Annotated in this window: 31 protein-coding genes; 3 read left to right on the top strand and 28 right to left on the bottom strand. The window is 43.6% G+C overall.

The window, feature by feature from the left end; translation table 11 throughout:
* Positions 1 to 44 precede the first annotated feature (44 nt).
* From hpf to flaG, 6 genes are all read right to left on the bottom strand, one after another.
* Complete coding sequence (hpf, locus tag M1E03_RS02980; protein WP_023856380.1) at positions 45 to 605, bottom strand: ribosome hibernation-promoting factor, HPF/YfiA family; 561 nt, start codon at positions 603 to 605, stop codon at positions 45 to 47.
* Positions 606 to 836: 231 nt separating this feature from the next.
* The gene (locus M1E03_RS02975; protein WP_020453101.1) at positions 837 to 1,214 is read right to left on the bottom strand and encodes a hypothetical protein; all 378 of its coding nucleotides are present in this window, start codon (positions 1,212 to 1,214) and stop codon (positions 837 to 839) included.
* Between the two features lie 9 nt (positions 1,215 to 1,223).
* Complete coding sequence (locus M1E03_RS02970) at positions 1,224 to 1,565, bottom strand: flagellar protein FliT (RefSeq protein ID WP_023856381.1); 342 nt, start codon at positions 1,563 to 1,565, stop codon at positions 1,224 to 1,226.
* Entirely contained in the window at positions 1,565 to 1,966 is a 402-nt protein-coding gene (gene fliS / locus M1E03_RS02965; protein ID WP_020453103.1) for a flagellar export chaperone FliS, read from the bottom strand. Before fliS ends, M1E03_RS02970 begins: the two co-directional genes overlap by 1 nt.
* A gap of 18 nt (positions 1,967 to 1,984) precedes the next feature.
* Entirely contained in the window at positions 1,985 to 3,466 is a 1,482-nt protein-coding gene (locus M1E03_RS02960; RefSeq protein WP_023856382.1) for a flagellar hook-associated protein 2, read from the bottom strand.
* A 19-nt stretch (positions 3,467 to 3,485) separates the two neighbouring features.
* Positions 3,486 to 3,827, bottom strand: coding sequence for a flagellar protein FlaG (gene flaG, locus M1E03_RS02955; protein WP_023856383.1), 342 nt, complete (start codon positions 3,825 to 3,827; stop codon positions 3,486 to 3,488).
* 271 nt (positions 3,828 to 4,098) lie between these two features.
* On the opposite strand from flaG, the gene M1E03_RS02950 reads away from it, so the two are divergent.
* Positions 4,099 to 4,482, top strand: coding sequence for a hypothetical protein (locus tag M1E03_RS02950; RefSeq protein WP_026580170.1), 384 nt, complete (start codon positions 4,099 to 4,101; stop codon positions 4,480 to 4,482).
* A gap of 129 nt (positions 4,483 to 4,611) precedes the next feature.
* On the opposite strand, the gene hag is transcribed toward M1E03_RS02950, so the two are convergent.
* From hag to M1E03_RS02875, 15 genes are all read right to left on the bottom strand, one after another.
* Positions 4,612 to 5,544, bottom strand: a complete 933-nt coding sequence (gene hag, locus M1E03_RS02945) for a flagellin Hag (RefSeq protein WP_023856385.1) — start codon at positions 5,542 to 5,544, stop codon at positions 4,612 to 4,614.
* Between the two features lie 133 nt (positions 5,545 to 5,677).
* Entirely contained in the window at positions 5,678 to 5,902 is a 225-nt protein-coding gene (gene csrA, locus M1E03_RS02940; RefSeq protein ID WP_003185697.1) for a carbon storage regulator CsrA, read from the bottom strand.
* The gene (gene fliW, locus M1E03_RS02935; RefSeq protein ID WP_188016667.1) at positions 5,896 to 6,327 is read right to left on the bottom strand and encodes a flagellar assembly protein FliW; all 432 of its coding nucleotides are present in this window, start codon (positions 6,325 to 6,327) and stop codon (positions 5,896 to 5,898) included. The genes csrA and fliW overlap by 7 nt, the downstream gene beginning before the upstream one ends.
* Positions 6,328 to 6,348: 21 nt before the next feature.
* Positions 6,349 to 6,915: a DUF6470 family protein gene (locus tag M1E03_RS02930; RefSeq protein WP_328038144.1), complete on the bottom strand. Its 567-nt coding sequence runs from the start codon at positions 6,913 to 6,915 to the stop codon at positions 6,349 to 6,351.
* 49 nt (positions 6,916 to 6,964) lie between these two features.
* Positions 6,965 to 7,876, bottom strand: a complete 912-nt coding sequence (gene flgL, locus M1E03_RS02925) for a flagellar hook-associated protein FlgL (protein WP_095292078.1) — start codon at positions 7,874 to 7,876, stop codon at positions 6,965 to 6,967.
* A 10-nt stretch (positions 7,877 to 7,886) separates the two neighbouring features.
* Positions 7,887 to 9,410 (bottom strand): flagellar hook-associated protein FlgK, encoded by a 1,524-nt coding sequence (gene flgK / locus M1E03_RS02920; protein WP_328038143.1) that lies wholly within the window; start codon positions 9,408 to 9,410, stop codon positions 7,887 to 7,889.
* A 15-nt stretch (positions 9,411 to 9,425) separates the two neighbouring features.
* A complete protein-coding gene (locus M1E03_RS02915) occupies positions 9,426 to 9,902 on the bottom strand; it encodes a flagellar protein FlgN (RefSeq protein WP_023856391.1) in 477 nt (158 codons plus the stop codon).
* 18 nt (positions 9,903 to 9,920) lie between these two features.
* A complete protein-coding gene (gene flgM / locus M1E03_RS02910; RefSeq protein ID WP_020453113.1) occupies positions 9,921 to 10,187 on the bottom strand; it encodes a flagellar biosynthesis anti-sigma factor FlgM in 267 nt (88 codons plus the stop codon).
* A gap of 79 nt (positions 10,188 to 10,266) precedes the next feature.
* Positions 10,267 to 10,686 carry a TIGR03826 family flagellar region protein gene (locus tag M1E03_RS02905; protein WP_020453114.1) on the bottom strand — a complete coding sequence of 140 codons (420 nt, stop codon included), beginning with the start codon at positions 10,684 to 10,686 and terminating at the stop codon, positions 10,267 to 10,269.
* Positions 10,687 to 10,744: 58 nt separating this feature from the next.
* Positions 10,745 to 11,482 carry a double zinc ribbon domain-containing protein gene (locus M1E03_RS02900; RefSeq protein WP_271725363.1) on the bottom strand — a complete coding sequence of 246 codons (738 nt, stop codon included), beginning with the start codon at positions 11,480 to 11,482 and terminating at the stop codon, positions 10,745 to 10,747.
* Complete coding sequence (locus tag M1E03_RS02895) at positions 11,439 to 11,723, bottom strand: late competence development ComFB family protein (protein WP_020453116.1); 285 nt, start codon at positions 11,721 to 11,723, stop codon at positions 11,439 to 11,441. The genes M1E03_RS02900 and M1E03_RS02895 overlap by 44 nt, the downstream gene beginning before the upstream one ends.
* A gap of 54 nt (positions 11,724 to 11,777) precedes the next feature.
* Complete coding sequence (locus tag M1E03_RS02890) at positions 11,778 to 13,199, bottom strand: DEAD/DEAH box helicase (RefSeq protein WP_458110662.1); 1,422 nt, start codon at positions 13,197 to 13,199, stop codon at positions 11,778 to 11,780.
* 95 nt (positions 13,200 to 13,294) lie between these two features.
* Entirely contained in the window at positions 13,295 to 14,137 is an 843-nt protein-coding gene (locus tag M1E03_RS02885; protein WP_020453118.1) for a DegV family protein, read from the bottom strand.
* A gap of 119 nt (positions 14,138 to 14,256) precedes the next feature.
* Positions 14,257 to 14,946: a two-component system response regulator DegU gene (gene degU, locus M1E03_RS02880; protein ID WP_003185730.1), complete on the bottom strand. Its 690-nt coding sequence runs from the start codon at positions 14,944 to 14,946 to the stop codon at positions 14,257 to 14,259.
* An 81-nt stretch (positions 14,947 to 15,027) separates the two neighbouring features.
* Positions 15,028 to 16,185: a sensor histidine kinase gene (locus M1E03_RS02875; protein WP_020453119.1), complete on the bottom strand. Its 1,158-nt coding sequence runs from the start codon at positions 16,183 to 16,185 to the stop codon at positions 15,028 to 15,030.
* 222 nt (positions 16,186 to 16,407) lie between these two features.
* Between M1E03_RS02875 and M1E03_RS02870 the strand changes: the two genes are divergently transcribed.
* Both M1E03_RS02870 and M1E03_RS02865 read left to right on the top strand, forming a co-directional pair.
* Positions 16,408 to 17,046, top strand: coding sequence for a YigZ family protein (locus tag M1E03_RS02870; RefSeq protein ID WP_023856394.1), 639 nt, complete (start codon positions 16,408 to 16,410; stop codon positions 17,044 to 17,046).
* A gap of 14 nt (positions 17,047 to 17,060) precedes the next feature.
* The gene (locus M1E03_RS02865; RefSeq protein ID WP_020453121.1) at positions 17,061 to 18,140 is read left to right on the top strand and encodes an LCP family protein; all 1,080 of its coding nucleotides are present in this window, start codon (positions 17,061 to 17,063) and stop codon (positions 18,138 to 18,140) included.
* A gap of 52 nt (positions 18,141 to 18,192) precedes the next feature.
* Here M1E03_RS02865 and M1E03_RS02860 read toward each other — a convergent pair whose 3' ends face one another.
* From M1E03_RS02860 to M1E03_RS02830, 7 genes are all read right to left on the bottom strand, one after another.
* Positions 18,193 to 18,576: a YunG family protein gene (locus M1E03_RS02860; protein ID WP_020453122.1), complete on the bottom strand. Its 384-nt coding sequence runs from the start codon at positions 18,574 to 18,576 to the stop codon at positions 18,193 to 18,195.
* A 108-nt stretch (positions 18,577 to 18,684) separates the two neighbouring features.
* Complete coding sequence (locus M1E03_RS02855; RefSeq protein WP_020453123.1) at positions 18,685 to 19,749, bottom strand: glycosyltransferase family 4 protein; 1,065 nt, start codon at positions 19,747 to 19,749, stop codon at positions 18,685 to 18,687.
* 130 nt (positions 19,750 to 19,879) lie between these two features.
* Positions 19,880 to 21,067, bottom strand: a complete 1,188-nt coding sequence (gene tuaH / locus M1E03_RS02850; RefSeq protein WP_229029879.1) for a teichuronic acid biosynthesis protein TuaH — start codon at positions 21,065 to 21,067, stop codon at positions 19,880 to 19,882.
* Positions 21,068 to 21,088: 21 nt separating this feature from the next.
* Positions 21,089 to 21,847: a teichuronic acid biosynthesis protein TuaG gene (tuaG, locus tag M1E03_RS02845; protein WP_035337788.1), complete on the bottom strand. Its 759-nt coding sequence runs from the start codon at positions 21,845 to 21,847 to the stop codon at positions 21,089 to 21,091.
* Positions 21,848 to 21,876: 29 nt separating this feature from the next.
* Entirely contained in the window at positions 21,877 to 22,551 is a 675-nt protein-coding gene (gene tuaF / locus M1E03_RS02840) for a teichuronic acid biosynthesis protein TuaF (protein WP_035337789.1), read from the bottom strand.
* Between the two features lie 41 nt (positions 22,552 to 22,592).
* A complete protein-coding gene (gene tuaE, locus M1E03_RS02835; protein ID WP_020453127.1) occupies positions 22,593 to 24,047 on the bottom strand; it encodes a teichuronic acid biosynthesis protein TuaE in 1,455 nt (484 codons plus the stop codon).
* Between the two features lie 63 nt (positions 24,048 to 24,110).
* Entirely contained in the window at positions 24,111 to 25,040 is a 930-nt protein-coding gene (locus M1E03_RS02830) for an NAD-dependent epimerase/dehydratase family protein (protein ID WP_020453128.1), read from the bottom strand.
* Positions 25,041 to 25,052: the final 12 nt, after the last annotated feature.

The raw sequence follows: 25,052 nt of genomic DNA, 5'->3' as shown, positions 1-25,052 counted from the left end.
AAAAAATCCCCTCTGCGGAAGATCCGGGAGGGGACTTGATATATTTATTCGTTCGGTTCGATCAAACCGTATTTTCCGTCGTTTCTTCGGTAGACCACATTGGTCAGATTGGTTTCGGCGTTCGTGAATACAAAGAAGCTGTGTCCAAGCATATTCATTTGTAAAATCGCTTCTTCATTATCCATCGGTTTTAAATTAAAGCGTTTTTGACGGACAACCTGCGGCTGTTCATCCTCAGCGTCATCCTGCACGGCCGTTCCGATGCCGTTTTCTTCGGCAAAAACATACTTCGGAGAACCTTTTTCGCGGAACTTCCGGTTCACTTTTGTTTTGTGCTTGCGAATTTGACGTTCCAGTTTGTTCGTTGCGAGATCGATTGCATTGTACATATCTTCGTGGTGAACTTCCGCACGGAGAGAGAGGTCTGTCATTGGAATTGTCACTTCCACCTTAGATTCCTGATCGTTGTAGAATTTCAAGTTGACGTGAACAATCGCATCAACGTTATTTTCAAAATAACGCTCAAGCTTTCCAATTTTCTTCTCGACGTGTTCTCTTAACGCTGGTGTTACCTCAATGTTTTCTCCTCTGACGTTGTACTCCATCAAAAGAACGCCTCCTTTATATTAAGGATATGTAAATACATTTCGTCTTTTCCCTGCTGAATTCCTGCATAAACGTAAAAATTATGTGAAAAATCCGTGAATTTTGACGAAGATTGTCTCCTGTCATTTGAACCCCTTTATTAAATCTTAAATATATTCACATGCGAATAAAATCAGAACGCCATTTTTGCTTTTTAAAAAATATGGCATACACCTGTCAGGTGTATGCCGTCAATGGATAACGTAAGGTCTCATGCATTGGTGGATCGTTTTCATCCATTCTCGATAAAGCGGTAAAAAATGATGGGTTAAGTCATGCTGAAATTCAGCAGACGGATAATTGTAATAAATCAGACTGTCAAACTCACGGAAGACTCTGTCAAAAAAACGAATCGAAGATTTGGCACAGCTTGTCTCCAAAATCGACAGCAATACAGCGTGCGACGAATCCAACTGAAAAAAAGCATAGATTAAATCGTTAAAAATCCGCTCTCCTTCTGTCTTCGCCAAATCTTGATTCGCTTCTATTAAATAGCAAAACCCCTCTTCAATCGTAAACAAAAGCTGATAATAAGTCGTTAAGAGCATGTAATCGTCGGTGCTTGTCAAAGCGATCACCTATTTGCGCTTGTCATAATATGTGCCGTCAATCGTCATGTTGGCGTACGGATTGATATAGGAATGATGCATGGCTCGCTTCTGCTTCGCCTGAAGCAGCTCATGTTTGACAGCCTGCTGCAGCCTTTTCAGTTCGGCCATGAGCAATGGCTCCATATCCGTCACTTGCCGCAGCTGCTGCTTTTCTGTCTCAGAAAGAGGCGGCTTGATCTCCTTGATCAAGCCATCGCGTTTTTCAAGAAAAGCTTCGATTGCCTGAACCAGCTCATCACTTTCCGGGGCGTCTTTTATTTGAGCGAGCATATGTTTTGTTTCGATGTACAGCAGCTCAATCTTTTCCATTATGCCAGCCCGCCCGATCCGAACCGGCCCTGCCGTTCGATTTGAAGCGCTTGCTTCCAGGCATCGCGTAAATCTTTAACATACCCTTCGACTTCCGTCACGATATCTTTGTCATTGCGAATGTTGGCTTCAACCAGGCGGCGGTGGATATACTCGTACATTGCCCCCATTGATGCGGCCAATTCGACTTTCCGGTCAAGAGTGATATTGAGCTCCTGAATAATCTTTTGAGCTTTAACAAGGTTCGTATTTTTCGTTTCCATATCCTCTTGTTCAATCGCCTGTTTCGCCAGCTTCATAAATTTAAGGCAGCCATCAAATAGCATAAGCGTCAATTCTCCAGGGGTCGCCGTGTTGATTGAATTTTGCTGATAAGCTGCATACGGGTTGTTTAAAGCCATTCTTGATCCTCCACAATATTATTGTCCAAGCATTTGTAATAAGTATGTCGATTGTTCGTTCGCTTTTTGAATCGCTTTTTCCATCGCCGTGAATTTTGTGTAATAGCGATTTTCGACTTGTTTCAGGCGGGCGTTCATTGACGAAATGTCAGATTCAACTGTATTCAAGTTTTTCCCGATTGTAAATTGATTGTTTGTCATTGCTGAATTTCCGGCTTTATCCTCAATCTGCTTTTTCGTATCGGTCAAAACTGTCTGAAGGCGTCTCATGATGCCTTTTTCATTATAGTTTTCAGTGCTGCTCGTTCCCGCCATAAAGAGATTAGCCACACTGTCGGGATCTTCTGCGATCTTTTCTTTCAGTTTTTTTTCATTTATCTCTAAATGACCGCGCTGACTGTAAACGCTCGATGTCGTAATTCCAAACTGAGTGAGCTGCAGAGATTCGCCGTTTACAGAAACATTTGAATAAAAATCAGTACGCATTTGGTTGGTGGCACCGCTTAAAATCGTGTCACCCCTTAACAGTCCGCTTTTCGCTTTTTCTTCCCACAGCTCAATTTGCTTTTCCGTCATATCTTTTTTCTGTTCTTCTGTCAGCGGTGTATAGTCGCGGTATTTCTTTTCCGTGAGCTTGCCGTTGGCCATATCGATCAGTTCATTGTACTGTGTAACAAAATCTTTAATCTTTTCGTATATACCGTCCACATCAGTAGATACATCTATCGAAACGGGGCTGTTTGTCGTATTCTTTAGCTGATATGTCACATTATTAACGGTAAAGTTGTTCGTTGTCTTCTCAATCTGCAATCCGTTGATGACAACTTCGGCATTTTGACCTGCCTGACTAGCTGTCAGCTTGTTGTCTGCGTCAAGCGCAAAACCGAGCTGATTGGACATAAAGCTCGCCGTCGCATCATCAGCTGCCTGGATGCTGCCCCCTGCGCCGGTTGCTTTTGATGTGAAAGCGATCGTTTCTACGTATTCAGAACCGTTATAAATCTTTTCTTTCATAGCGGTTACGCCCAAATTTGATTTATTGACTTTGGAAACGATGTCATCCAGCGTATCCGTGCTGCTGACGCTGATTTCAACTTTTTTTGCAGTCGTTTCTCCAGGAGCTGTCACTTGGAAAGTTAACGTTTGATCGCTCCCTGTATACCCTGAAAGGCTAGAAGTCTTATAGGTGGCGGCGGTTGCCAGCTTGTTGATTTGAATCGTGCCTGATGCCGCATTCGTGGTACCTGTTGCCGTAACAGCCGACTCGTTAGAGCTTATCACCTTTTTCGCGCCGTACGTGCTGGGACGGAGCATAAGGTTGATTGATTCCTGCAAGCCTTTGATTTTCGTATTGATTTCACGATAACTGTCACGCTGCCATTCCAAAGTCTGTTTCTTTTGTGTGAGCTTATCGAGCGGGACGCGCTCCGTTTTCATTAATTTGCTGACAATATCGTCTACATCCATCCCTGAAGCTAAACCTGATATTCTGATCGCCATATCATCTAACACTCCTGTTCTATGTAGTTTTATCGACAATTAATCCCATGAACTCCGCCATCGCCGCATAAAAATCGAGCCACTCTTTTGGCGGGATCTCACGGACGACTTCCTCTGTCCGATTGTCCACGACTTTCACATAATACTCTCCCAGTTTTTCATGAAGCACAAACTGAAGGTGGACTTGCGACGGCTCTAAAAGGTTGTTTGCGCCTTGTACGGTTTTCTCAAGCTGAGCAAATGTAAATTCTGCAGCGTCCGTCTGCTGCGGGCGTTCTACAGCTTCAGACTGTTTATTCATCATCTGCGTTTTGTAAGCATCAATAATGGGTTCTAAAGATGACAATCTATTGATCGACAATTTTTACCATCCCCTATGCTATGATCTAAAACTTATATCGGCTAAGGGCGAATGAGATTAAATATCTTTATGGAAAAAAATTAATTAAGGTAGATAGAAACTAGCCACTCACAGTATATTTTAAGAATAAAGACCATGATAGAACTTCCTTATGATAGCCATTATAAAATCCTTTTGGATACGAAAATATCTTTCAATAAATATTCAAATTTGTTATTTATTATAATGTTATAATTGAACTTACAATATCTACAAGAAAGGGGATTTGTTCATGAAAAAAATATTTGTGTCGCTGGCACTAGCCTTTGTATTGTCATTTAGTTTTTACTCGTCTTCGAAGGCAGCAGTTTTGGCTCGAGTAGCTGTATACCCTGGTGAAGTTCGCCAAAGCGCTGATATTTTTCGTGGCGTTGGGGAGGGGGATTTCCGGTGCAGATTTTATAATGCAACACGTTTAGGCGGTGGCACTTGTTCACTTTATGAAATTACTCCAGATGGAAGAAATACATTAGTTGCCTCTTCCAGTGTAGATTACTCGCTACAACAAGAAATTCAGACAGTTTATACAGATCCAGATCACCTCTACTATATAAAAGGGAAGAATTCTGCACTAAGTGGTACAAGAACACTTATTATTAGCGATTTCTCTAATTAATAGGCATTCTATATTGAGACACTCTAAGGTCAATGATTGAGTGTCTCTTTTCTAGTCTTACAAAAAAGGATCTTAGTTGATGTTGCAATAAAAAAGACCTTGGCAAAAGCCAAGATCTTTTTTAAGCAATTAACGAAGCAACTGAAGAACGTTTTGCGGCTGTTGGTTCGCTTGAGCAAGCATCGCTTGAGAAGCTTGAGAAAGAATGTTGTTCTTTGTGAACTCGCTCATTTCTTTAGCCATGTCTACGTCACGGATACGAGATTCAGCAGCTGTTAAGTTCTCAGAAGAAGCACCAAGGTTGTTGATTGTGTGCTCTAGACGGTTTTGTACCGCACCAAGTTTTGCACGTTGTGCAGATACTTGGCTGATTGCACTGTCAACGATTTTTAATTGGTCATTGAAACCAACATCTGGTTCAGTAGCTGCGTTATCAGCAAATTTAGTTACATTGATATCTCCAACTGTTTGGTTAGCTAACATAGTTTGACCAGTAGTATCTGCAGGATCTTTAACTCCTAATGCATCAGTGCTCATTTTTTCAATGTTAACAGAAATTTGTTGCTTTGCGTTAGCACCAATTTGGAATACTAAAGATTTATCGGTTGTTGCTGGGTTTGCTGGATCTGCTGGTGCTTTGAAAGTACCATCCAACAATTTTTTACCGTTGAACTCTGTACGTTCTGAGATGCCGTCAATTTCGTCTTTTAATGCTTTGATTTCATCTTGAATGGCTGTTAAATCTTCAGTTTGTTGTGTACCAGTGTTTCCAGCTTGAACAACTAGTTCACGAACACGTTGAAGGATTGAGTGAGTTTCAGTCAATGCACCCTCAGCTGTTTGGATAAGAGAGATGCCATCTTGAGCGTTCTTAGAAGCCATTTCTAGACCGCGGATTTGTCCTCTCATTTTTTCAGAGATTGCAAGACCTGCTGCGTCATCTCCAGCACGGTTGATGCGAAGACCTGAAGAAAGTTTCTCCATGTTCTTTTGGCTTGCACCATTGTTTGCTGACAGACGGTTCAGCGTGTTAAGCGCCGCAATGTTGTGGTTGATTCTCATTGTGTATTTCCTCCTTGAAATGTGTTTGATTGCACGTCCATGTGCATGTTTGAAGCATTCAGGCTGTCCTTCCTGCTACATATTTTATATCGGAGGTGCCTTGAAATTGTTTATAGCAAAAATAAAAAAATCCTCACTTTTTTTGTGAGGATAATTTCGCAAGCAAATCGTTTGAGATGGAAGCGGCCCGGCTGTTTTCTTCCTGGATCGCCAAATAGATTTCCTTGCGGTGAATTTCGATATGCTTCGGCGCGTCGATGCCGATTTTCACCTGGTCTCCGTCAACGGATATGATTTTCACTTCAATATCGTCTCCGATTTGAATCGCTTCATTGAGCTTGCGGGATAAGACTAGCATGCTTCCCCTCCTATCGGCTGCTTTGTCTGATAAGAAGAGTCATGCAAAATCACTTGTTTGGCAAGCATTTTTCTGCGGTTCACCACAATCGGCGCCATCAAATTGGCCGTTGATTTCTCGAATGGCTCTTCGATCGTTAAAATCGCCATCACTTCAACGTCTTCGGCAGATTCGATTTCAAGAAGTTCAACCGTCGTTTCATCAAGGTCAAAGCCATAATTTTTGAAAAAGACGAACGGACTGGCGACAATGAATGCAAGCTCTTCCGACTGCACCGACTGAAGGACGACAAACGGCGAATCCTCGGAAAGCGGCAGGATGACGAACTTCTTCTCCCCTGTAAATCCGGGTAGGCCGTTTTTAAACATGATCGTCTGATCTTCTTGAATTTGTGTTTCTCCGTGATACTTCGTTTTAATGATCATCATTCACGATCCTTTGCTAAATTACTTTTGTTTTGGGTATTCCACATCTATTTTTACCTCCGGATATTGGAGCATGTCAACCTTCACACTGCCTGGCGTATAGTTAACAACCGGTTTATTCGGCGTTGCTTCGATAACAGACTTACGCGGCGTCGCTTCAATGTTCACTTTAGCCGGTTCATATGCGATCTTCACCCTGTCAAATGACGGCGTAAAATGAACGCCGATTTGAATCGGTTCAGGCTCGCTGATTCGTCTCGCCTGGTCTGCAAGCGGATTGCCTTCGATTTCAATCCGCATCATCTCGTCCCCTTCTTCAGCGGTCCGAGCCATTCCGGCAAGCCAATCCTGATAGCCTTGCTGCGCCCCTTCTTCAATCCTTTTAAAGATATGCTTTCTTTCTAAGTCTTCCCATGCTTTAGTCTGGTCAATCGTGAGCTTCGAAGGGGTAGTTGTCATCTCCAGTTCAGCCGGCGGCTGCTCGATTTTCAAGTCGGCGCGCGGCTGTTCCATTTTCAAATCCGGCGGCGTTGTTGTTAAACCGATGCGGCCGGGGATATTATGCATGATCAGCCTCGGCATCTCCATTATGATATCCTCCTTTTGCTAAAAAAAAGCAACTCGGGTAGAGTCGCTTTTATCTTAAAAAGTCAACCAGTGTCGGCTGAACAATTTTCGCGTTTACGGCAAGTGCAGCTCTGTGAACCGATTGCTGTGTAATAAATTCAGTAATGATTTCTTCAAGCTCAACATCTTCGTTGTCTGACAAAACTTTTGTCGCCGTCTCTTCCTGTTCGCTCAGCCGTGAATTGATCAATTCGAGCCGATTGTAGCGCGCTCCAATATCAGACCGCTCATTGCTCATCTGATTGGAAAACTGGTCAATGTCTGAGAGGGCGTTTTCCATCCCTTCCATTGTTCCCGCTTTTAAGGCGTTCTCGAGAGACTCAATCATTTCAAACACATTTTGTCCGCTGCCTGACTGCCCGCCGAAAGCCGAAATCGGATTTGAGTTTACATTTAAGGTTGCGTTTGGCGAAACATTGATGTTGACGTCAGAGCTGCTTGTATAGTTTTCAAAATTGTATGTGTAAGTACCATCGGCGTTTTTTGTGATCGGAGCGACGTCAGAGTTCGTACCGTTAAAGAGGTAGCGGCCGTTGACCTGCGTATTGGCGATCTGAATCAGCTGGTCTTTCAGCTGGCCGATTTCGACTCCGATCGCATTTAGTTCATCCCCGCCGTTTGTACTGTTTTGAGCCTTAACAGTCAGCTCCCTGATTTTCCCCATGATATCAATGCCTTCTGTAATGTTCGTTTCCGTGTTTTCAAGCCATGTAAAAGCTTGGGAGGCATTGCTTTGATATTGTTTAACCTGAGACAATTGCGTATTGTACTTCAGGCTTTTCATTGCGACGACGGGATCATCGGACGCCTTTGAAATCTTTTTTCCTGACGAAATCTGGGATTGAAGCTTATCCAGCTTTCCATAGCTTGAATTGATGTAGCGCAAAGAGTTTTTTGCGATCATCCCTTGGGTTACCCGCATGAATCTTTACCTACCTTCCCACGACACCCATGCCGTTAATAATTTTATCGAGGACTTCGTCCTGCAGCGTTATCATTCTCGCAGCTGCGTTATAAGCATGCTGGAATTGGATCATGTTCGACATTTCTTCGTCTAATGATACGGCGCTTACAGACTGCCTGTTCAACTCAGCAGTGTTTACAAGCGTTTCTGTATTTTTGGCCAGTCTGTTTGTTTCCTGAGCTTTTACACCCATTTCACCGATGATGCCTGCATAATAGTCTAAAACAGTCGTCGTTTTGTCGCCGATTTGAATTTTCTTGGTGAAGACATTAGCGAGATTTGTCGCGTTGGAGTTGTCGCTCGCTTCACCATTCAGCGATGCAGCGATTTTATCGCCTTTTGAATTCATGATCTCATCGGTTACTTTGATTTTGCCGGCGGCTCCCTTTGCAGGCTCAGCCTCTCCTCCGGTAAATTCAAAAAAGATGCCTCCCGGTTCTCCCGATGAAGTAAACCCGCTTTGATGGACTGCATTAAACTCTTTCGCAAAAGCAAGCGCCAGCGTATCCAGATCTGCGAGCATTTCAGGATACAAACCTTTTTCTTTACCGTTTGACATATATCCGTAAGACTCGATTAAACCGCGCAGCGATCCTTTGCTAGTAAACGAATCGATGCCGATGTCCGTCCCGCCGAGGGAAACACCTGTCACAAGGCCTGTATCGTTGTCGTAATTTACTTTGACAGTTTCAGTCGTGAAGTTTGGTCCGTCAAGAACCTTGCCCAGAGACTGGCCGTTTTCGTCCAGGATTTCGATTGATGCAATGCCTTCAGCGGTTGCAAGTGGGTTGCCGCCAGTCTTCGTATAGCTGACTTTGATATTAACCATTGAAGACAGTTCATCAAGGAGCTGATCACGCTTATCGTACAAATCATTCGGGAGATAGCCGTTCGGCTCGACTTTGGCGATCTGCTCGTTCAAGCTGTTCAGCTGTGACAGAAGCGAGTTGATCGTCATCACATTTTGATCAATCTGGTCGCCTAAATTTGATTGAACGGTTGTCAGCGATTGATATAGAGTGTTAAATGTATCGGCCACCGCCTGCCCTTTTTGTCCGACGACAGAAGCAGCGCTCGGCTCGTGGGCGTTGTTCGTCAATTCCTGAATGGAATTCCAGAATGAATTCAGAACCTTGTTTAATCCGGTGTCGTTCAGTTCATTCATAATCCCTTCCATTTGGTTAAAAGCGTCCACTTTTGCATTATAATAGCCGGCCTTTGTATTCTGTGTCCGGTATTGATAGTCCAGAAAGCTGTCTCTTACCCGTTCAACCGAACCGATCTCAACGCCTGTACCCATTTGGCCGGCAAGTCCGATAGAGTCTTTTGAAACGGACGGATAAGGGGTTGACGCTTTAAATGTGACACGCTGTCTTGAATACCCTTCGGTATTGGCATTGGATATATTGTTCGCTGTCACGCTCAGAGCTGATTGCTGCGCGGACAAGCCTCTTTTGGCGATTTCCAGCCCTAAAAAAGTTGGGTTTGTCATCTTTTTCACTCCGTTCTAAGCTTTTGAGTCGAATAAAGAAAGCCGTTTTGTTCCGCCTGTCTGATTTGACTGCTGCTCTTTTCCATAATTCGAACCGCTTTCTTTCGGAAGGAGCATATCAAATGTAAGCGAGATAAATTGAAGCGACTGAAAAGTCAGCTGCTTATTCAAATCGTTCACATCCTTTAAACGGATGACGAGCTGTGAGAGCTTGGCATACAGCTGTTCCAGCACCTTTTTCTCGCCGCCCGCAGCTCTGCTGATACATGCGCTGATGGTTGCGTCCGAGCTGCCGATACAGCTTTTAGTTGCTTCAATGCGGGACTGCTCCGTTTGTTCAATGGCTTGCACATACTTTTGTTCTTTCGTCACGATTTCTGAAAGTGCCTTTATTTCGTTCGTCTTCAGCGCCTCCGTTTTTTGTTCCGACAGAGACAGCAGATGTTCATGCAGCACGCATAAGCGCTCCAGCTCTTCAATCACCCGTTTCACTGAACTGACTTCCTCCTTTTATTGCTGTTTATAAAAATTAACCATTTTTTCAGCTATGCCTTTGCCGTCCACTTTGTATGTTCCATTCTCCACGGCTGCTTTCAGCTGGGCAATTTTCTCCTGACGCTCCTTCATTAAATCAGGGCCTTTTTGCAGCTCCTTTGCTTTCGCAGAAATCTCAACTTTATCTTCCGGCTGTGCTGCAGCCTGGGAAGAAGCTGTTTGTTTTTCAAATGATTTATGATAAGGATTAACAGGTTGTGTTCCATATTGGTTGATCTTCATGGGATTCCTCTCACTTTCCGCCATAGTTATCTATGATCATACTCATTTTATCGTCTGAGCTTCAAGTTAGTTTAGGGAATCAGTCATTTTTAGGATTAAAGGTATAGTACGTGCCTTTAGAACTATTTCTCTTCTCTTTTTCAAGCTGCTCCAGCTGGTCTAATTGACTCATTTGCGATGCTAAATCTTGATCGCATGACAGGCAATAACGCCCCTCCCGAATAAGTGTGCCGCACCTTTCGCACGGATAGCCGAGATTCGGAAAATTGGAGATTTGAATGCGTTTCTGTCTGATGAACTTCAATATTAACTCTTCTTCGACACCTGTTTTTTCTACGATCTGAAACATTGTAGACTGTCGGTTTTCCTGTTTTTTCAGAAATTTATAAACGGTTTCAAACGCACGTTCTTCTTCTTTCAAGCATGAAACGCAAACGGTTTGAAAACTGCTTTTCATAAACAATGCATTACATCTTGGACAATTCGCCAATTGACTCATAAATTTTGACCCCTATCCTTAAATTCTATCTTTTATATCGGCAGGGAAAAAAAATGATTTAGCTTCGAATTAATGTAAATGATGATACAGATTTTGCCTCACCGGATGTCATCAGACAATCAGCGCCATGATGAAGGGTCGCCCCTGTCGTATACAAGTCGTCGATCAATATGATATCCAGATTCTTTACCGATCCCTTTTCGGTTCTAAAAACCGTTTTGGGCTTGATCCGTTCTTTTCTGCTTTTTTTGGATTGTTTTTCATTTTCGATTCTGATCAAAGGATGCATAACGGGTTTTTTTAATAAGGAAGCAAGCCTCTCCGCCTGATTGAATCCCCGCTCCGCTTTACGTTCTTCACTGAGTGGTATCGGAACTAAAACAGCTGGAGTGCGGCGGTAATATTGGTGGAAAGCATTGATAAATGAAGGAGCAAAAGCGAAGACCAGTTCAGCATCACCTCTGAACTTAAAACGGGCAAGGACTTCTTTCATGAAGGTATTGTAGATATAGACAGAGCGGTTTTGCCTCAAAAGAGAGCGGGTTAACGGATCAGCTTCCCATTTTAGGCAGTCACCGCAAAGTTCTTCGCTCTCTTGGGGGCGCCCGCACTTAGGGCACACCGTTCTTCCTTCGATCCTGATAAAATTGTCTTTACATGCCCTGCATATTTTCTCTTCTGATCGTAAAAAGAATAAAGCGCGCCATGAAAGAGAATGTAAAAGAGGCGCTTCACAAATTAAACAATGCAGTTCATTTCCTCCCTTTTCGATTGCTTTCGCAAAGCGGGTTGTCATTCACCTTTCTGGCAGCTTCAGCCAAGGTGACGAGCATTGATGTATTTTTTTGTTTGTCAACGAGCTCTGCTTTTATGTAAGTCAGCTTCGACTCATCTGTTACATATTGCGGTTTTACTGCATTTAAAGCCAAGGCGAGCACATCCTCTCTGCACCTGCTGCACTTACAGCTCATGTGCAGCTGTTCGATATACTGATCAAACAACTCTTCCAAAACAGCCTCTTTAGCATTGACTAGCATCCGGCACCGCTCCTCATTTTATATTCATAGGTATACTTTACCATGAATATCAGACTAGTCAATCAACATTTCCTTTTTAGACAGTTTATTCATATATTGAATATGACGTCGTGCCGCATTCATCGACTTTGTCCTGCCGTGATGAAAGAAACAGACGTCTCCATCTGTGTGCTCGGGATGCCTGCCGGCTCTGCCGGCCATTTGGACAAGAGCGCTTTCCGAAAAAACAGCCGACTCTGCCCCCAATACTCCAACCTGTGCTTTTTTGACGGTTACACCTCTTTCCAAAATCGTTGTCGTCACGAGCACCTCAAGCTTACTTTTCCTAAACCGGTTCACTTTTTCATTTCTCTCAGGGTCTTCGGCATAGACTCCTTCTGCGCGAAATGTTTCCTTTTTCAGCAGACTGACCACGGTTTTAAGAACAGGGATAGAGGGAACAAACAGAAAAACCGGATGCTGCAGTTCCTGGTGCTTAAAAAGCCATTTTTTGAGGCGTAAAGGGACTTTTCTTCGTTTCAAACCCCTTTCCCAATTTCCGCACCAAATCAATGTAGGTTCAGGCAGCGGGCTGCGGTGGAATCTTGCGGGAATACGGACGGTGTGCAGCTTTCCGCTCTCAGCCCTTTTCTTCATATCTCTAGAAGGCGTGGCGGTTAAATAGATATGTGCGCTTTGCCGTTTTGCCGATTTTTTAACAGCGTATTGCAGCGTATTATCAATAGAATACGGAAAAGCATCCACTTCATCTATGATGATCACGTCAAATGCTTCTTTATAGCGGAGCAGCTGGTGGGTAGTTGAAATGACAAGCGGCGAGAGAGTTCCAACGTCTGGGCTTCCTCCGTATAAAGCGGCGATTTCCATCCCGGGAAAGGCGTGGCGAAACCGCGGTTCAAGCTCAAGCACAACGTCTGTTCTCGGAGTGGCGATACATACTCTCAAACCGTTGTTCAGCGCGAATTCGATCCCTTGAAAAAGAAGTTCCGTTTTTCCCGATCCGCAAACCGCCCAGATCAACAGCTCTTCTTTCCTGCGTATAGCATCGATAATAGATTTTGCCGCTTTTTCCTGACCGGCTGAAAGTACGCCTTTCCACTCCGTGTAAACAGGCGCCCATTCATGTCTGCCATGTCCACGCCAAGTCAACAGAGACGTACACTCGCTCACCCTGCCCATCATGACACAGGCTCGGCAGTACACGCAGCATTTATTGCACCTATAGCAAGGATATCGAGCGAAACAGAAGCGCTCGTGCTGGCCGCACCTCAAGCAAACAAAGCCTCTCTTCGTTTTTTTAATGCCTTCCTCCGTTTTTATCAGGCCTTCTTGGATATGCCAATCAATGACAGGTTCCGGAAAAGGAAGTTCGCTTTTCAGAAGGTGGCGCTGCTCCAAACATGACCGCAATTCACAGGAATAGGATCCGGATGTTCGATGTGAATCACCTCCAATCTGCCATTCAGTATCTATCATCCATGTTTTCTTGTAAAACAGTCAAAATCTAAAAATCTCCCTCAAAAACCGTAGAAAAAGAAAAAATCTCCGTTTTGCAAAACGGAGATTGGCTTTTATACTGTATACCAGGCGATACCCATTGCTCCTTCACCAAGGTGGGTGCCGATCACAGGCCCGAAATAGCTTTTATAAAATTCGACATGTGCGTATTGCTGCGACAATTCTTCGATTATTTGATCAGCTTCTTCTTCACGGTTGGCATGAATCACAACCGCTCTCAACGGCTTTCCTTTTTCGGCATCTTCGCCAAAAAGCTCAAATAAACGGTTCATCGCTTTTTTTCTCGTCCGGATTTTTTCGAAGGGAACGATCAGCTTGTTCTCAAAATGCAAAATCGGCTTTACTTTTAAAAGGCTTCCGACAAAAGCCTGGGCGCCGCTCAGGCGTCCTCCCCTTTGCAAATGCGAAAGGTCGTCAACCATAAAATAAGCCCTCATTGAGGTTTTCATATGATCCAAGTGGCGAATGATTTCTTCCGGAGCCGCTCCTTTTTCCGCCATCTCAGCCGCTTCGATCGCATAAAAACCTTGAGCCATGCAGCTGATTTCTGAATCAAACGGATACACTTTAATTCCTTCAAGCATACCGCGTGCTGATACAGCGCTGTTGAATGTTCCGCTGATGCCGCTGGAAAGGTGGATGCTGATGACCGCATCATATGTTTCCCCGAGTTTTTCATAGAGAGAAATCAGCTCGCCGTATGCGGGCTGGGAAGTCGTCGGGAGATTTTCGTGAGCTTTTACTTCTTTGTAATAGTCCTTCCAGCTCATATCGATTTCTTCCCTGTATGAAGTCTCTCCAAAGATCACATTGAGAGGTATCATATAAATATTGTAGCGCTCACGCAGGTCTTTAGGTATATATGCCGTACTGTCTGTTACTACTGCTGTTTTCATGAAATAAACCTTCCTTATGAAAGATACTCTTTTCTATTCTAAAAGAAAAAGCAGCTTTTTTCATTATAAAGTTTGATTTTCTGCTAAAAGAAAAGACCTGCCTTATGGCAAGTCCACCTTTATCTCATTTCTACCCAGCCATTTTTAATGGCTACAACGACAGCCTGCGTTCTGTCGTTTACATTCATTTTTTGAAGGATGTTGCTGACATGGTTTTTAACCGTTTTTTCACTGATAAATAATGATTCGCCGATTCCGCGGTTGCTTTTTCCGTCCGCCAGCATCTGCAGAACCTCGCATTCCCTTCTGGTAAGAATGTGAAGAGGTCTCCGGATTTCCGGATACACTTCATGTTGAGCGTGAGATGATACACCGCTTGTTGCAAGACGGCGGAATTCATTCACAAGATTATGAGTAACCTTAGGATGCAGATAAGATCCGCCTTCAGCCACAACTTTCACGGCTTCGATCAGCGTGTCGGCATCCATTTCTTTCAGCAGATAGCCGCGGGCTCCTGTTTTTAATGCATGTGTAACATAGTTTTCATCGTCATGGATAGATAAAATAATAACCTTTGATTCCGGATACAAGTCGACCAGTTGTTTTGTCGCTTCTACGCCGTTTACATTCGGCATATTAATATCCATGATTACCACATCAGGATGGTAGTGCTCGACAATGCGAGCCGCTTCATCTCCGTCGTCTCCTTCGGCCACTACCTCAAAGGTAGGTTCGAAATCCAAAATCCGTTTGACACCTTCACGGAATAACTGATGATCGTCAATAATTACAATATTTACTTTAGTCACAAGCTACGCCTCCCCATTCTCATTGTTAAACACACCGCTTTTATGGTCAATATGTCTTTTGTCTCTATTTTACAATTATCTTTACAAAGACAGCGGAACTTTAATCAAAATAAATGTCCCAAGACCTATTTTCGAATCGATTGTCATTGAACCTTCGAGCAAATCGACTCTTTCTTTCATACCTAGCAGACCGAAAGATTTGTTCTTCTTGCCTTTAACTTCTTTTAAGTCAAAGCCGTTTCCATTGTCTTTGATAATCAACGTCACAAAATCTTTTGTCACTTCTACTTTAACATGAATCTCAGTTGATTCGGAGTGTTTTAAGGCGTTTGTCACTGCTTCCTGTGCAAGCCGGAAAAGTGCAACCTCAAACCGCGGTGCTATTCTTCTATCTTCGGATTCTCCGATGCATTGGAAATGGATCTTTGCTTTTCCATGATAATCTTCGATCGTGTTCAAGTATTTTCTGAGCGTCGGTATCAATCCCAAATCATCTAAAGCCATCGGTCTTAAATCATAAATGATTCTTCTGACTTCATAAAGAGCATTTCTGACGTTTTGCCGGAGGTTTCTAATTTCCTGAAAGCCTTCTTCTGTTCCTTTGTCTCTGAAGATGCGTTCGATCAGCTCAGATCTCATCATGACGTTGGCCAGCATTTGCGCAGGGCCGTCGTGGATTTCCCTTGAGACCCTTTTTCTTTCTTCCTCTTGGGCTTCGATGATCCGCAGTCCGAAATCCTGTTTGGCCTGCGCATCTTCTAGGAGAACGCCAACCTGGCGCAGATCCTGATTTAAATAGTTTAAGACGACGGTAATCTGGCTGACAAGCCCTTCTGAACGCTCGATGATTTCCTGAAGCCCCAAAAGGCGCCGTTCCAGATCATCACGCTTCTCTCTCAGCTGCTTTTCACGCTGCTGGATCATCGTCAGTTCAACCTGCAGTTTGTGGGCTTTTTCATAAGCTTCGCGAATCTCTTCTTCACTGAATTTATGAAAGTTTCTGCTGACCTCAGACAAGCGGTTTCGCGCATGGCGGGCATGCACTTCCAGCCTGTCTCCAAGATCGATGACTTCGTTGACCTGCTGTTTAATCTGCTTCAGCTCTTCTACCAAGCCTTCATATTGCTGACGGGACTGCTCTCCGATTTGAAAGACCTCATCCTTGCTCCCATCAACCGTTTTTAACATCTTCATAATGATTGAATCTAAAACTTTGGAGTCCATTTTGGAAACACTCACCCATTTTCCCTCCGTAACAGCATTGTCATTTACTTTTATCATAAATTTCATTGAACTGAAATTCGTGTCGAATTATAATGAAAGAATGCGTATTCTGGTTTTTTGGTCTTTTTATGGTTACCGATCCATTTCTATTTAATCATAACAAAATACGCGCCAAAATTCTAAGTCTGTTCGATTTTTAGGAGAACAGCCGCATGGCTTGTCAGGAGGTAAGCAGGCATGCTGCAAAGTTATCTCACTGTTGCAGGTGAAGGGACCCATGAAATCGTGATTGAAAAATCCCGGTTTATATGCCACTTGAGCCGCGTCAGTACTGAAGAAGAAGCACAGAACTTTATCAATCACATAAAAAAGCAGCATTGGAATGCGACGCATAATTGCTCGGCTTACGTCATAGGAGAAAATGATCAAATTCAAAAAGCGAATGATGACGGAGAACCGAGCGGGACAGCTGGAGTTCCGATGCTTGAAGTTTTGAAGAAACGCAACCTTAAAGATACGTGCGCCGTTGTGACGAGGTATTTCGGCGGTATTAAACTCGGCGCTGGAGGGCTGATACGGGCTTATGGAAAATCCGTGTCAGAGGGGCTGAACCATGTCGGCGTTGTCGAACGAAAGCTGATGCGGGTGATGCACACGACAGTGAACTATACATGGCTCGGCAAGCTTGAAAACGAGCTTCGCGAGTCCCCTTATCAAATAAAAGACATTCATTATGCCGACGATGTCGAATTTGAAACGTATGTGAAGGAAAGTGAAAAGCAGGCATTTACGGAATGGATAACCGAATTAACAAATGGCAAGAGTGAGAATAGAGAAGGCATTCAAGTTTATTTGGAAGAAGCTTTTAACAATTAAAGGAGAATTATTATATGGCTGAGCGTATTAAAGTGAAAGTGCGAAAAAAAAAGAATAAAAAGAGAAAGCTGATTAAACGGTTTATAGTCCTTATGCTGCTCGCACTTCTCGTAGTCGGCGGAGTGGGCATATATAAAATTATTAACACGATTTCCGCTGCTGACGGCACTTATGATGAGCTTGAACGCGGAGAGAAGTCAAAGCTCAGGGACGATGTCGTTAATATTCAAAAAAAGCCGTTTTCGATTCTTTTTATGGGAGTTGAAGATTATTCGACAAACGGCGAGCACGGACGGACGGATTCCCTGATTGTCGTGACGCTCGATCCTAAAAAGAAGTCGATGAAAATGCTGAGCATTCCGAGGGACACAAGGGTGCATTTGGCCAGTGACACAGCCGGCACAAAAACAAAAATAAATGCGGCCTATGCAAAAGGCGGCAAGGATGAAACAATCGAGACGGTAGAGGACTTCCTCGGAATCCCGATCGATTACTATGCCACAGTCGATTTTGACGGGTTCAAAGATGTCATCGATGAAATCGGCGGAATCGATATTGACGTCCCGTTTGATTTCAGCGAAAAAAGCGATGTCTCCAAATCCAAGAGAATCTATTTTAAAAAAGGGAACATGCATCTAAATGGAGAGGAAGCTCTTGCCTACGCAAGGATGAGAAAACAGGATAAGCGGGGAGATTTCGGGAGAAACGACAGACAAAAGCAAATCTTAAAAGCCGTTCTTGATCAAATCTCAAAACCGCAAAACCTCGCTAAAATTGATAAAATAGCCCAAAAAGCAAGCAAAAACATTCAGACAAACTTCAAAATTACACAGGCTCTGGCGCTTCAGCAAATCTACAGCGGCTTTGCTGGTGATGATATAAAAACATTAAACATCACAGGAAAAGATCTTACGATCGCTGATGTTTACTACTTTGAGCCTGACCAGCAAAACCTTGCAAACGTGCAAAATGAATTGACCCATCACTTGTACCCGGACTCAACCGCTGATTCAAGCGGAACATCGTCTGAATCTTCCGCAACCGCTGACGGGACAGACAGCTCAGCTGAATCGTCTGCTGCTTCTTCTTATTGATTGGCTCTGTTGAATGTGAAATTCATAATCGAATAAAATGAAGGGGAACTCTTTATATATTAAGGGTTCCCCTTTCTTTTGAAAAAGACAATTGATTGATAACACTTTGTTTTAAATAGTTATACTGTTTTTCGTTGGTATCTGAGAATGCCTCGTTTCTATTTGAGGGAACATCCATATACAGGATGTCTTCTTTGAATTGGGAAATTGTTAAATCATATCTTTTACCATTGATAACATTATAAAAATGCCACCCTTCAGGCAGCTTTGTTTTTCTTATTTCTCCACCTAATAGATCATTTACGATTAAGGCGGTTACGCCGCATTGTCCCTTCGCAGGGTTATCCTGACTCCATTTTGAACTTGAATCTGAAGACCAGGATTTATAGAGTGCTTTCATAATTTGTTCGATCTGTCCAAGGTGATGATCATCCATAAAAAATCCTCCTTCTCATAGAGTTTTAGTTAATCAACCAACCGCTTGTGAGGCTTCCTGAGTTGCAGCAATAATAAAACCCCTGGAATCCAGGGGTTTTTGTGCGCATTAATTCCTCTTCACCATCCGCCTGTAAAACTTCGTAAAGGGCTTGTACTGCTCATTTACAAGGCCTGTCACTTCTGCGATGATCTGCATGAACAGGATTAAGCCGAAGATGATGAAGATGGACACCCAGAGCGTCGCGGTTTTTAAAAGAATGGCGCTCAGGCTGAAGACGATGCCAATTAAATAAATAACGATGACGGCTTTCCGATGGGACAGGCCAAAGGCCATCAGCCTGTGGTGAATATGCGATTTGTCGGGCGCCGAAATCGGCTGTTTGTTTAAAATACGCCTGATGATCGCGAATGTCGTGTCAAATATCGGCACTCCTAATATAATGATTGGAATGACGACGCTGAACAGGGTCACGCTTTTATACAGTCCGAGAAGCGACAGAACCGAGATCACATAGCCCAAGAAGAGCGAGCCCGTGTCTCCCATAAAAATTTTCGCCGGGTGGAAGTTATAGAACAGAAAGCCGATCGTGCTTCCGATGACAACCAGCGACAGAGAGAAGATCAAGATTTTATCGGCAGAAAAAGCCATGACGGCAATCGTCGAAAGGCCGATGACGGATATACCCGCAGCCAGTCCGTCCAATCCGTCGATTAAGTTGATGGCATTGGTGATCCCGACGATCCATAAAATCGTCAGAGGGTATGCGAGCCACCCCAAATCAAAGCGAAGATCCCAAAATGGAATCGATAAAAATTCCATTTTCAAGCCTGTACTGACGATGATGCAGGCTACTAATATTTGAACGATAAATTTAATTCTCGCGCTTAAATTGTGTTTGTCATCTACAATGCCCAAAATGACAATCATAAAAGCACCGAGTGTAATTGCTGTTATTCTGTTTTCATAAAGGCCTCCGGCAAGCGAACCGGTCAATACTCCTATAAAAATGGCTAAACCGCCCATTCTCGGCATTACTTTATCATGTATCTTTCGTTTATCCGGCTGATCCACGACCCCGGATTTGATTGCTAGACGTTTGACAAGCGGAGTAATAATTAAAACAGTAATGAGAGAGACAAAAAACGCAAGTACAGTGCGTTCATAAGACATAAGGAAGTCTCCTTTTTAAATGAAGTCTGGTCGTATTAAAGATCATACCTTTTCATTATACAATTTCATTATTTATTATAACAAGCTCCAGCCAAAAGAAACATCATGAATTAATATCCCCCGCCGCAAATTATGCATCTTTATTCAAGTTCAATTTATCAAGCATCGATAAAAATAAATGATGCCAGTCTCTTTCATGTGCGATCTTTCTGCGCAGTTCCACATGGGAGACATCATCATGCGCAAGCTCCAGCTCTTCACACAGCGCTGTAAATTCAACGGGGTCGTTTCCTGTTAGATGACGGTAAACGTGTTCCTGTTCAACCTTTTTTGTTGAAGGAAGGTTCATACCGGCGACAGGCTTTCCGGCAGCCAAAAATTCAAACAGCTTTAAAGGGAATACCGCATTATTATATGGCGACGGTTTATACGGCATGATCCCGATATCCACTACATTCATATAAGCCGGTACTTCCGACGGCGCAGCGGGCCCCGTCCAAATGACATTTTCTTCTTCAAGAAGCGCTTTAAAATCTTCATCTCCGTTTGTCCCGTCAGGACCGACAAATAAAAACGTCCACTCTTTTTTGGTTTTGGCAGCTTCTTTGATGAGCTTAAAATCGAGCTTCGGCTTAATTCCGCCGATAAAGCCGAGGACGGTGCCTTCCCTTCCGTTCAATACATCGGCTTTTTGCTTATTTTTCGCAAACAAGCTGTATTCCACACCATTTTCGATTGTAAAAACCGGCTTTGTCTCTCCTTGAAGCCGGTCTGCTACGTTTTGGTGCAAATATTCAGAAGTGCAAAAAATCGTATCAGCAGCTTTAATGATTCTGCCTTCAGCTTCAAAAATAACCTTTTGCCTGAATCCTGAGACAAGGCTTTGGCTTCCGCTGATCGGCGCCGCCCACAGGTCACTGCAGTCATAGATGACCTGATCCCACTGATAAAGTGATGACAGCAGCGGAAAACCGGGGAATGTGTACCATAAGCACACCTTTTCCCCCTGAACGTCTTCTTTCAGCCGGTCAAGCAGCGGCTTCAGCTTGCTTTTATAAAAAACATCCTTGTAGCGGGCAAACCTGAATATTTTCTTTTTCAAAAAATCTTTGACTGCAAATTGCTTGATTCCGTTGTCAAGCAATGTAAATGTCTCGCGGGAAGGATTTTCAGACGGACAGACCCAAATGACTTCCTTCGTCTCCTTGCGGCCAGCCAAAAACTCAGCAAGGCGGTGCCTTCTGTACCTTAGCTGATCCTGTCCCCATTCACCTGTCGCTACTATGACGTGTATGACTTGATCTGCTTTCACTTTCAATCACCTTTTCTGTCAATGCCGTTATAATCTTTTCATGACTGCGTTCTTAGCGTAATGGAAAAAGCACCATGTCGCTTTCATCAAGTGAAGGCGTTCGATTTCCCTGTACACATACCAGGTTTTTCGCGCCGCCTTCCACTTGTTTCTGGAGATCGATGTTTCAACGATGCGGTATTCGGCGAGGGGTTCGTTCAGACCGAATGCCTTGAATCCTCGCTTTAATACGGACAGCCATGTCGCCAAATCCTGACGGGTTCTGATATTCGGCATCCGGATATCACCCGTTTGCTCTCTGTCAATCATTACCGTCAAACAGCCGATAATCGTATTTTTTAATACATCATCATATGTAAGGCTGACGGGTGCATGAATGGTTTTATGAAGCGGTTCGCCGTCTTGGCTGATCAGCTCGTATGCCGTAAATGTGAAAGCGTGCTGATGCTTCCTCATAAAGGCAAGCTGCTTATCCAGCTTTTCTGCTTTCCACACATCATCGCTGTCCAAAAAGGCGACATAGCGCCCTCCGGCTTTGCTGAGCGCTGCATTTCGAGCCGCTGCAGCGCCTTGATTTTCTTTCAGAAAAATGGCATGGATCCGTTCATCATCTTCTTCATAGCGCTTCAAAATGTCTCTTGTCCCATCTGTTGAGCAATCATCGGCAATGATCATTTCCCAGTCGGAAAACGTCTGATTTAAGACGGACTGAATGGTTTTTTCGATAAATTCCTCCGCGTTATAGGAAGGCGTAATGACAGAGATTAAAGGTTTTTGCCTCGTCATGGTCCTGATCCACATCCCCAATTAAAAATTTAACGTTCTCTGAATACTTCCGGAACGACAATGATAAAAAACGACAGCGCTAAACCGATCAGTACGCCTAATACCGCTCTTTTTTTAGGCGACATGCCGGCAGCCTGGTTATCCAGCACGATCAAAGGCTCAATTTCTTCAGCAGCCTTCATGTCGAGCCTGCTTGTTTCAAGCTCATACAAAAACCGCTGTTTATCAACTTTGGAATCAGCGCTGACTGTTTCGCCTTCAAGCGCCTTTATATTCTTTTCGATGACTTCTTCCCTTTTTGAAAACAGCGCCTTATCGCCTTTCATATAGGCATCTTTAACTTTTCCTAAAGTATCCAATGTTTTCTGTTTGTCAGGCCCTGTATAACTTAAGTTAAAAAGTGAATCCGTTCTGATTTCAATCGCCAGATCGTCTTTCAACTGCGCCAGATCCTCTTCCGGCATATCCGGGAAAATGTCCTTTAAAAAGGCTTCGTTTTTCAACAGCAGCGGCACCTGCTTTGCATTGTTGTACTTCGCTTCTCCATAGTTCCCGGTTGATATCGTTACAGTAGCCGTGTAATCGGACGGAGCAACGCTCCCCTTCGGCATAAAATAGCCGACAAGACCAAGAATAAGAGGAAGCGCAATAATCGCCACAATAAACTTTTTCACTCTACCAGCAATACGTTTGATTAAATTCATCACATGAATTTCTCCCTGTTTTTAAATTCGATTTTCAAAAATCACCTATACTGTTCGGTTTCATCCGTTCCGCTGACTCTAAAGGTATTAACCGTCGCAATCACAAGGGCGAGAAACACCCAATGGAAATATAGATTCGAGACGGAACTCGGACTGATGCTTGATACAAGGAAGGCGACGAGCGCGGCTGTCAAACCTTCAATGAGAAGCTTGTACCGCTTTCCAAGCGATCTTTTATAATATCGGTAAAGCACAGTTATTAAATAAATGTACATCGTTAAATAACCGAGCATCATCACAACTCCAAAATTCGTCATGATCTCTACGAGCCAGTTATGAACCTCCACGACCCGGTCTGTATCGAACAATGCGTGATGTTCCAAATAATAAGGTACATTGCCGGCGCCGACGCCAAATCCGTAAGTATCCAGCACATAATGCCCGGCGTTTTTCAACAAGTTTGCCCTGGCGACATTGGATGGCAGCGGCTCGCTGAAATCGTGTGTAGTTTGCGGAGCCAAAAAGTATGTATAAAAAGCTCCGGTGATCTTTCCTGCAAACAGTGTGACAAAAGCGATACATCCTGCAGCTGCGGCGATGAGCGCCCATTTTTTAAGCACCTTCGGCAGCAAAATAAATGCATAAACGGCAAGTCCGGCTATAATTCCCAGGATGCTGGCTCTTGATCCTGTCAGGAAAATCAAGTAGGCCGAACAGAACGCAAGGAGCAGCCCCGCTATTTTTAAGTAGCTGTTTTTAATGTTTTTGAAAAAAGATAAATAAAAGAAAAAGCTGATGGATAGAAATGTCGCAAAGTCATTCTGATTGAAAAAGACGGATGTCGGATAGTGCTGTTTATAGTGCGGCCCGTTATAAAGGGTCGAACTCGGCAGGTGGTTTAATGTAAAGTGGTTGTAAAACCCGATGACCATTAAAAATACGGTCATGACCAACCATATGTAATAAAACGCGAGAATTCGATCCATTTTTTGAAAAAACATAACAATCAGAAAAACAAAAAACATTCCCATTGCCAATAGGAACAGATATTTTACGCCCTCAGTAGCAGACTTGACCCAAAGCAGCGAAATCATTCCATAGCAGAACCAAAACGTGAAAAACATCAGAATGCCTTTAACATGCACCTGCTTCCACTTTTCAAGGTGCTGGCTGCCTTTCAACATTTCCGCTATGAATAAGAACCCTGCCAGAATCAGAAGAATTCGATATGGAAACAGGCTGAAAAAGCCCAATTTAATCGTAAAAAAAGCATTGTTGGCAAATGTTGCAGCGATAAGCAGATATAATACGGGCATCAGCAATTGCTCGGACGACAAATACTTCCGGAGCACAATGATCAAAGTCAGCGCAATCAAAATCAGACATGCTAACAAGACTTTTTTTGCATTGGACTGGGCCAATACAACGAATGCTAACCCTGCGGTCAATGCGGCGAGCCAAACCAAAACATTGACCGCGGAACGTTTGAGACTCATTTTTCCCCCTCCTTCCGCTTCTTTCTGGAAAAGGGCTGCCGACATCAGCCAGCAGCCAGTGATTTACATATTCATTTCTTTTTTATAATATGAAATGGTCTTTTCCAGTCCTTCAGCGAGCGGCATTTTTGGTTCCCAGTTTAAAATTTTCTTTGTTTCTTCATTACACAGTGTGCTGTGGCGGATATCCCCCGGTCTTTCATCTTGATAAATCGGAGACAGCGCCGAGTTCGTCGCTTTTTTCATCTCTGCAAACAGCTCATTGACTGTGATCGAAAAGCCGTTCGAAACGTTTAAACAAACGTTTGATTGAGCTTTGAGCGCCTTGACGTTGGCGGAAGCCACATCACCGACATAAATAAAATCGCGCGATTGTTCTCCGTCTCCAAAAATCACCGGAGCCTTGCCGCTTGTCAGCAAATCGGAGAAAATCGATACGACGCCGCCCTCTCCTTTTGCGTCCTGGCGCGGCCCGTATACATTGCTGTACCGCAAAATGCAATACTCGGTTCCATACAGATCATAGGCCAGCTTTAAGTAGTTCTCCACCGTAAGCTTCGTCAGCCCGTAGGGTGAGCCTGGATTTGTTTTATGACGAGTGTCGACAGGCAGATATTCAGGATCTCCATAAACAGCTGCTGATGATGCAAAGACAATCTTTTTCACGCTGCATTCACCCGCTGCCTTAATGATATGGAGCGATCCCTTGATATTGATGTTTTCATCATTTAAAAAATCGCTGACAGACTCCGCCACGCTTACTTGTGCAGCTAAATGAATAATATAATCGGGATCAATGCTTTTGATGACGTCGATGACTTCCGGCTTTGTTATATCCTGCTCATAAAAGTCAACCGCGAGACCTTCAATGTTGGAGCGGTGTCCCGTAGTTAAATTGTCAAGAATTGAAACCCGGTAATTTTCTTTCAGAAGCTGTTCAGCGATATGCGAGCCTATAAATCCGCATCCGCCTGTCACTAGTACTTTTTCCATTAATAACACCCC

This window comes from Bacillus sp. PK6-013, assembly GCF_054161445.1.
The sequence above is the reverse complement of the archived record's forward strand: the minus strand, read 5'-3'. Positions and strand labels throughout refer to the sequence as shown.

What these genes read in the sequence shown, in the direction of transcription:
- tuaG (WP_035337788.1), bottom strand. Translation starts at nt 21,847, where the DNA reads ATGACGAGGCAAAAACCTTTAATCTCTGTCATTACGCCTTCCTATAAC.
- fliW (WP_188016667.1), bottom strand. Translation starts at nt 6,327, where the DNA reads ATGATCATTAAAACGAAGTATCACGGAGAAACACAAATTCAAGAAGAT.
- M1E03_RS02885 (WP_020453118.1), bottom strand. Translation starts at nt 14,137, where the DNA reads ATGAAAACAGCAGTAGTAACAGACAGTACGGCATATATACCTAAAGAC.
- M1E03_RS02890 (WP_458110662.1), bottom strand. Translation starts at nt 13,199, where the DNA reads ATGATAGATACTGAATGGCAGATTGGAGGTGATTCACATCGAACATCC.
- csrA (WP_003185697.1), bottom strand. Translation starts at nt 5,902, where the DNA reads ATGCTAGTCTTATCCCGCAAGCTCAATGAAGCGATTCAAATCGGAGAC.
- M1E03_RS02930 (WP_328038144.1), bottom strand. Translation starts at nt 6,915, where the DNA reads ATGGAGATGCCGAGGCTGATCATGCATAATATCCCCGGCCGCATCGGT.
- M1E03_RS02970 (WP_023856381.1), bottom strand. Translation starts at nt 1,565, where the DNA reads ATGGAAAAGATTGAGCTGCTGTACATCGAAACAAAACATATGCTCGCT.
- flgL (WP_095292078.1), bottom strand. Translation starts at nt 7,876, where the DNA reads ATGCGGGTAACCCAAGGGATGATCGCAAAAAACTCTTTGCGCTACATC.
- hag (WP_023856385.1), bottom strand. Translation starts at nt 5,544, where the DNA reads ATGAGAATCAACCACAACATTGCGGCGCTTAACACGCTGAACCGTCTG.
- M1E03_RS02960 (WP_023856382.1), bottom strand. Translation starts at nt 3,466, where the DNA reads ATGGCGATCAGAATATCAGGTTTAGCTTCAGGGATGGATGTAGACGAT.
- fliS (WP_020453103.1), bottom strand. Translation starts at nt 1,966, where the DNA reads ATGGCTTTAAACAACCCGTATGCAGCTTATCAGCAAAATTCAATCAAC.
- M1E03_RS02895 (WP_020453116.1), bottom strand. Translation starts at nt 11,723, where the DNA reads ATGCTAGTCAATGCTAAAGAGGCTGTTTTGGAAGAGTTGTTTGATCAG.
- M1E03_RS02870 (WP_023856394.1), top strand. Translation starts at nt 16,408, where the DNA reads ATGCTGCAAAGTTATCTCACTGTTGCAGGTGAAGGGACCCATGAAATC.
- hpf (WP_023856380.1), bottom strand. Translation starts at nt 605, where the DNA reads ATGGAGTACAACGTCAGAGGAGAAAACATTGAGGTAACACCAGCGTTA.
- M1E03_RS02860 (WP_020453122.1), bottom strand. Translation starts at nt 18,576, where the DNA reads ATGGATGATCATCACCTTGGACAGATCGAACAAATTATGAAAGCACTC.
- M1E03_RS02950 (WP_026580170.1), top strand. Translation starts at nt 4,099, where the DNA reads ATGAAAAAAATATTTGTGTCGCTGGCACTAGCCTTTGTATTGTCATTT.
- flgK (WP_328038143.1), bottom strand. Translation starts at nt 9,410, where the DNA reads ATGACAAACCCAACTTTTTTAGGGCTGGAAATCGCCAAAAGAGGCTTG.
- M1E03_RS02865 (WP_020453121.1), top strand. Translation starts at nt 17,061, where the DNA reads ATGGCTGAGCGTATTAAAGTGAAAGTGCGAAAAAAAAAGAATAAAAAG.
- tuaF (WP_035337789.1), bottom strand. Translation starts at nt 22,551, where the DNA reads ATGAATTTAATCAAACGTATTGCTGGTAGAGTGAAAAAGTTTATTGTG.
- flgM (WP_020453113.1), bottom strand. Translation starts at nt 10,187, where the DNA reads ATGAAGATCAACCAATATGGAACACAACCTGTTAATCCTTATCATAAA.
- tuaE (WP_020453127.1), bottom strand. Translation starts at nt 24,047, where the DNA reads ATGAGTCTCAAACGTTCCGCGGTCAATGTTTTGGTTTGGCTCGCCGCA.
- M1E03_RS02905 (WP_020453114.1), bottom strand. Translation starts at nt 10,686, where the DNA reads ATGAGTCAATTGGCGAATTGTCCAAGATGTAATGCATTGTTTATGAAA.
- M1E03_RS02855 (WP_020453123.1), bottom strand. Translation starts at nt 19,749, where the DNA reads ATGTCTTATGAACGCACTGTACTTGCGTTTTTTGTCTCTCTCATTACT.
- M1E03_RS02830 (WP_020453128.1), bottom strand. Translation starts at nt 25,040, where the DNA reads ATGGAAAAAGTACTAGTGACAGGCGGATGCGGATTTATAGGCTCGCAT.
- M1E03_RS02900 (WP_271725363.1), bottom strand. Translation starts at nt 11,482, where the DNA reads ATGACAACCCGCTTTGCGAAAGCAATCGAAAAGGGAGGAAATGAACTG.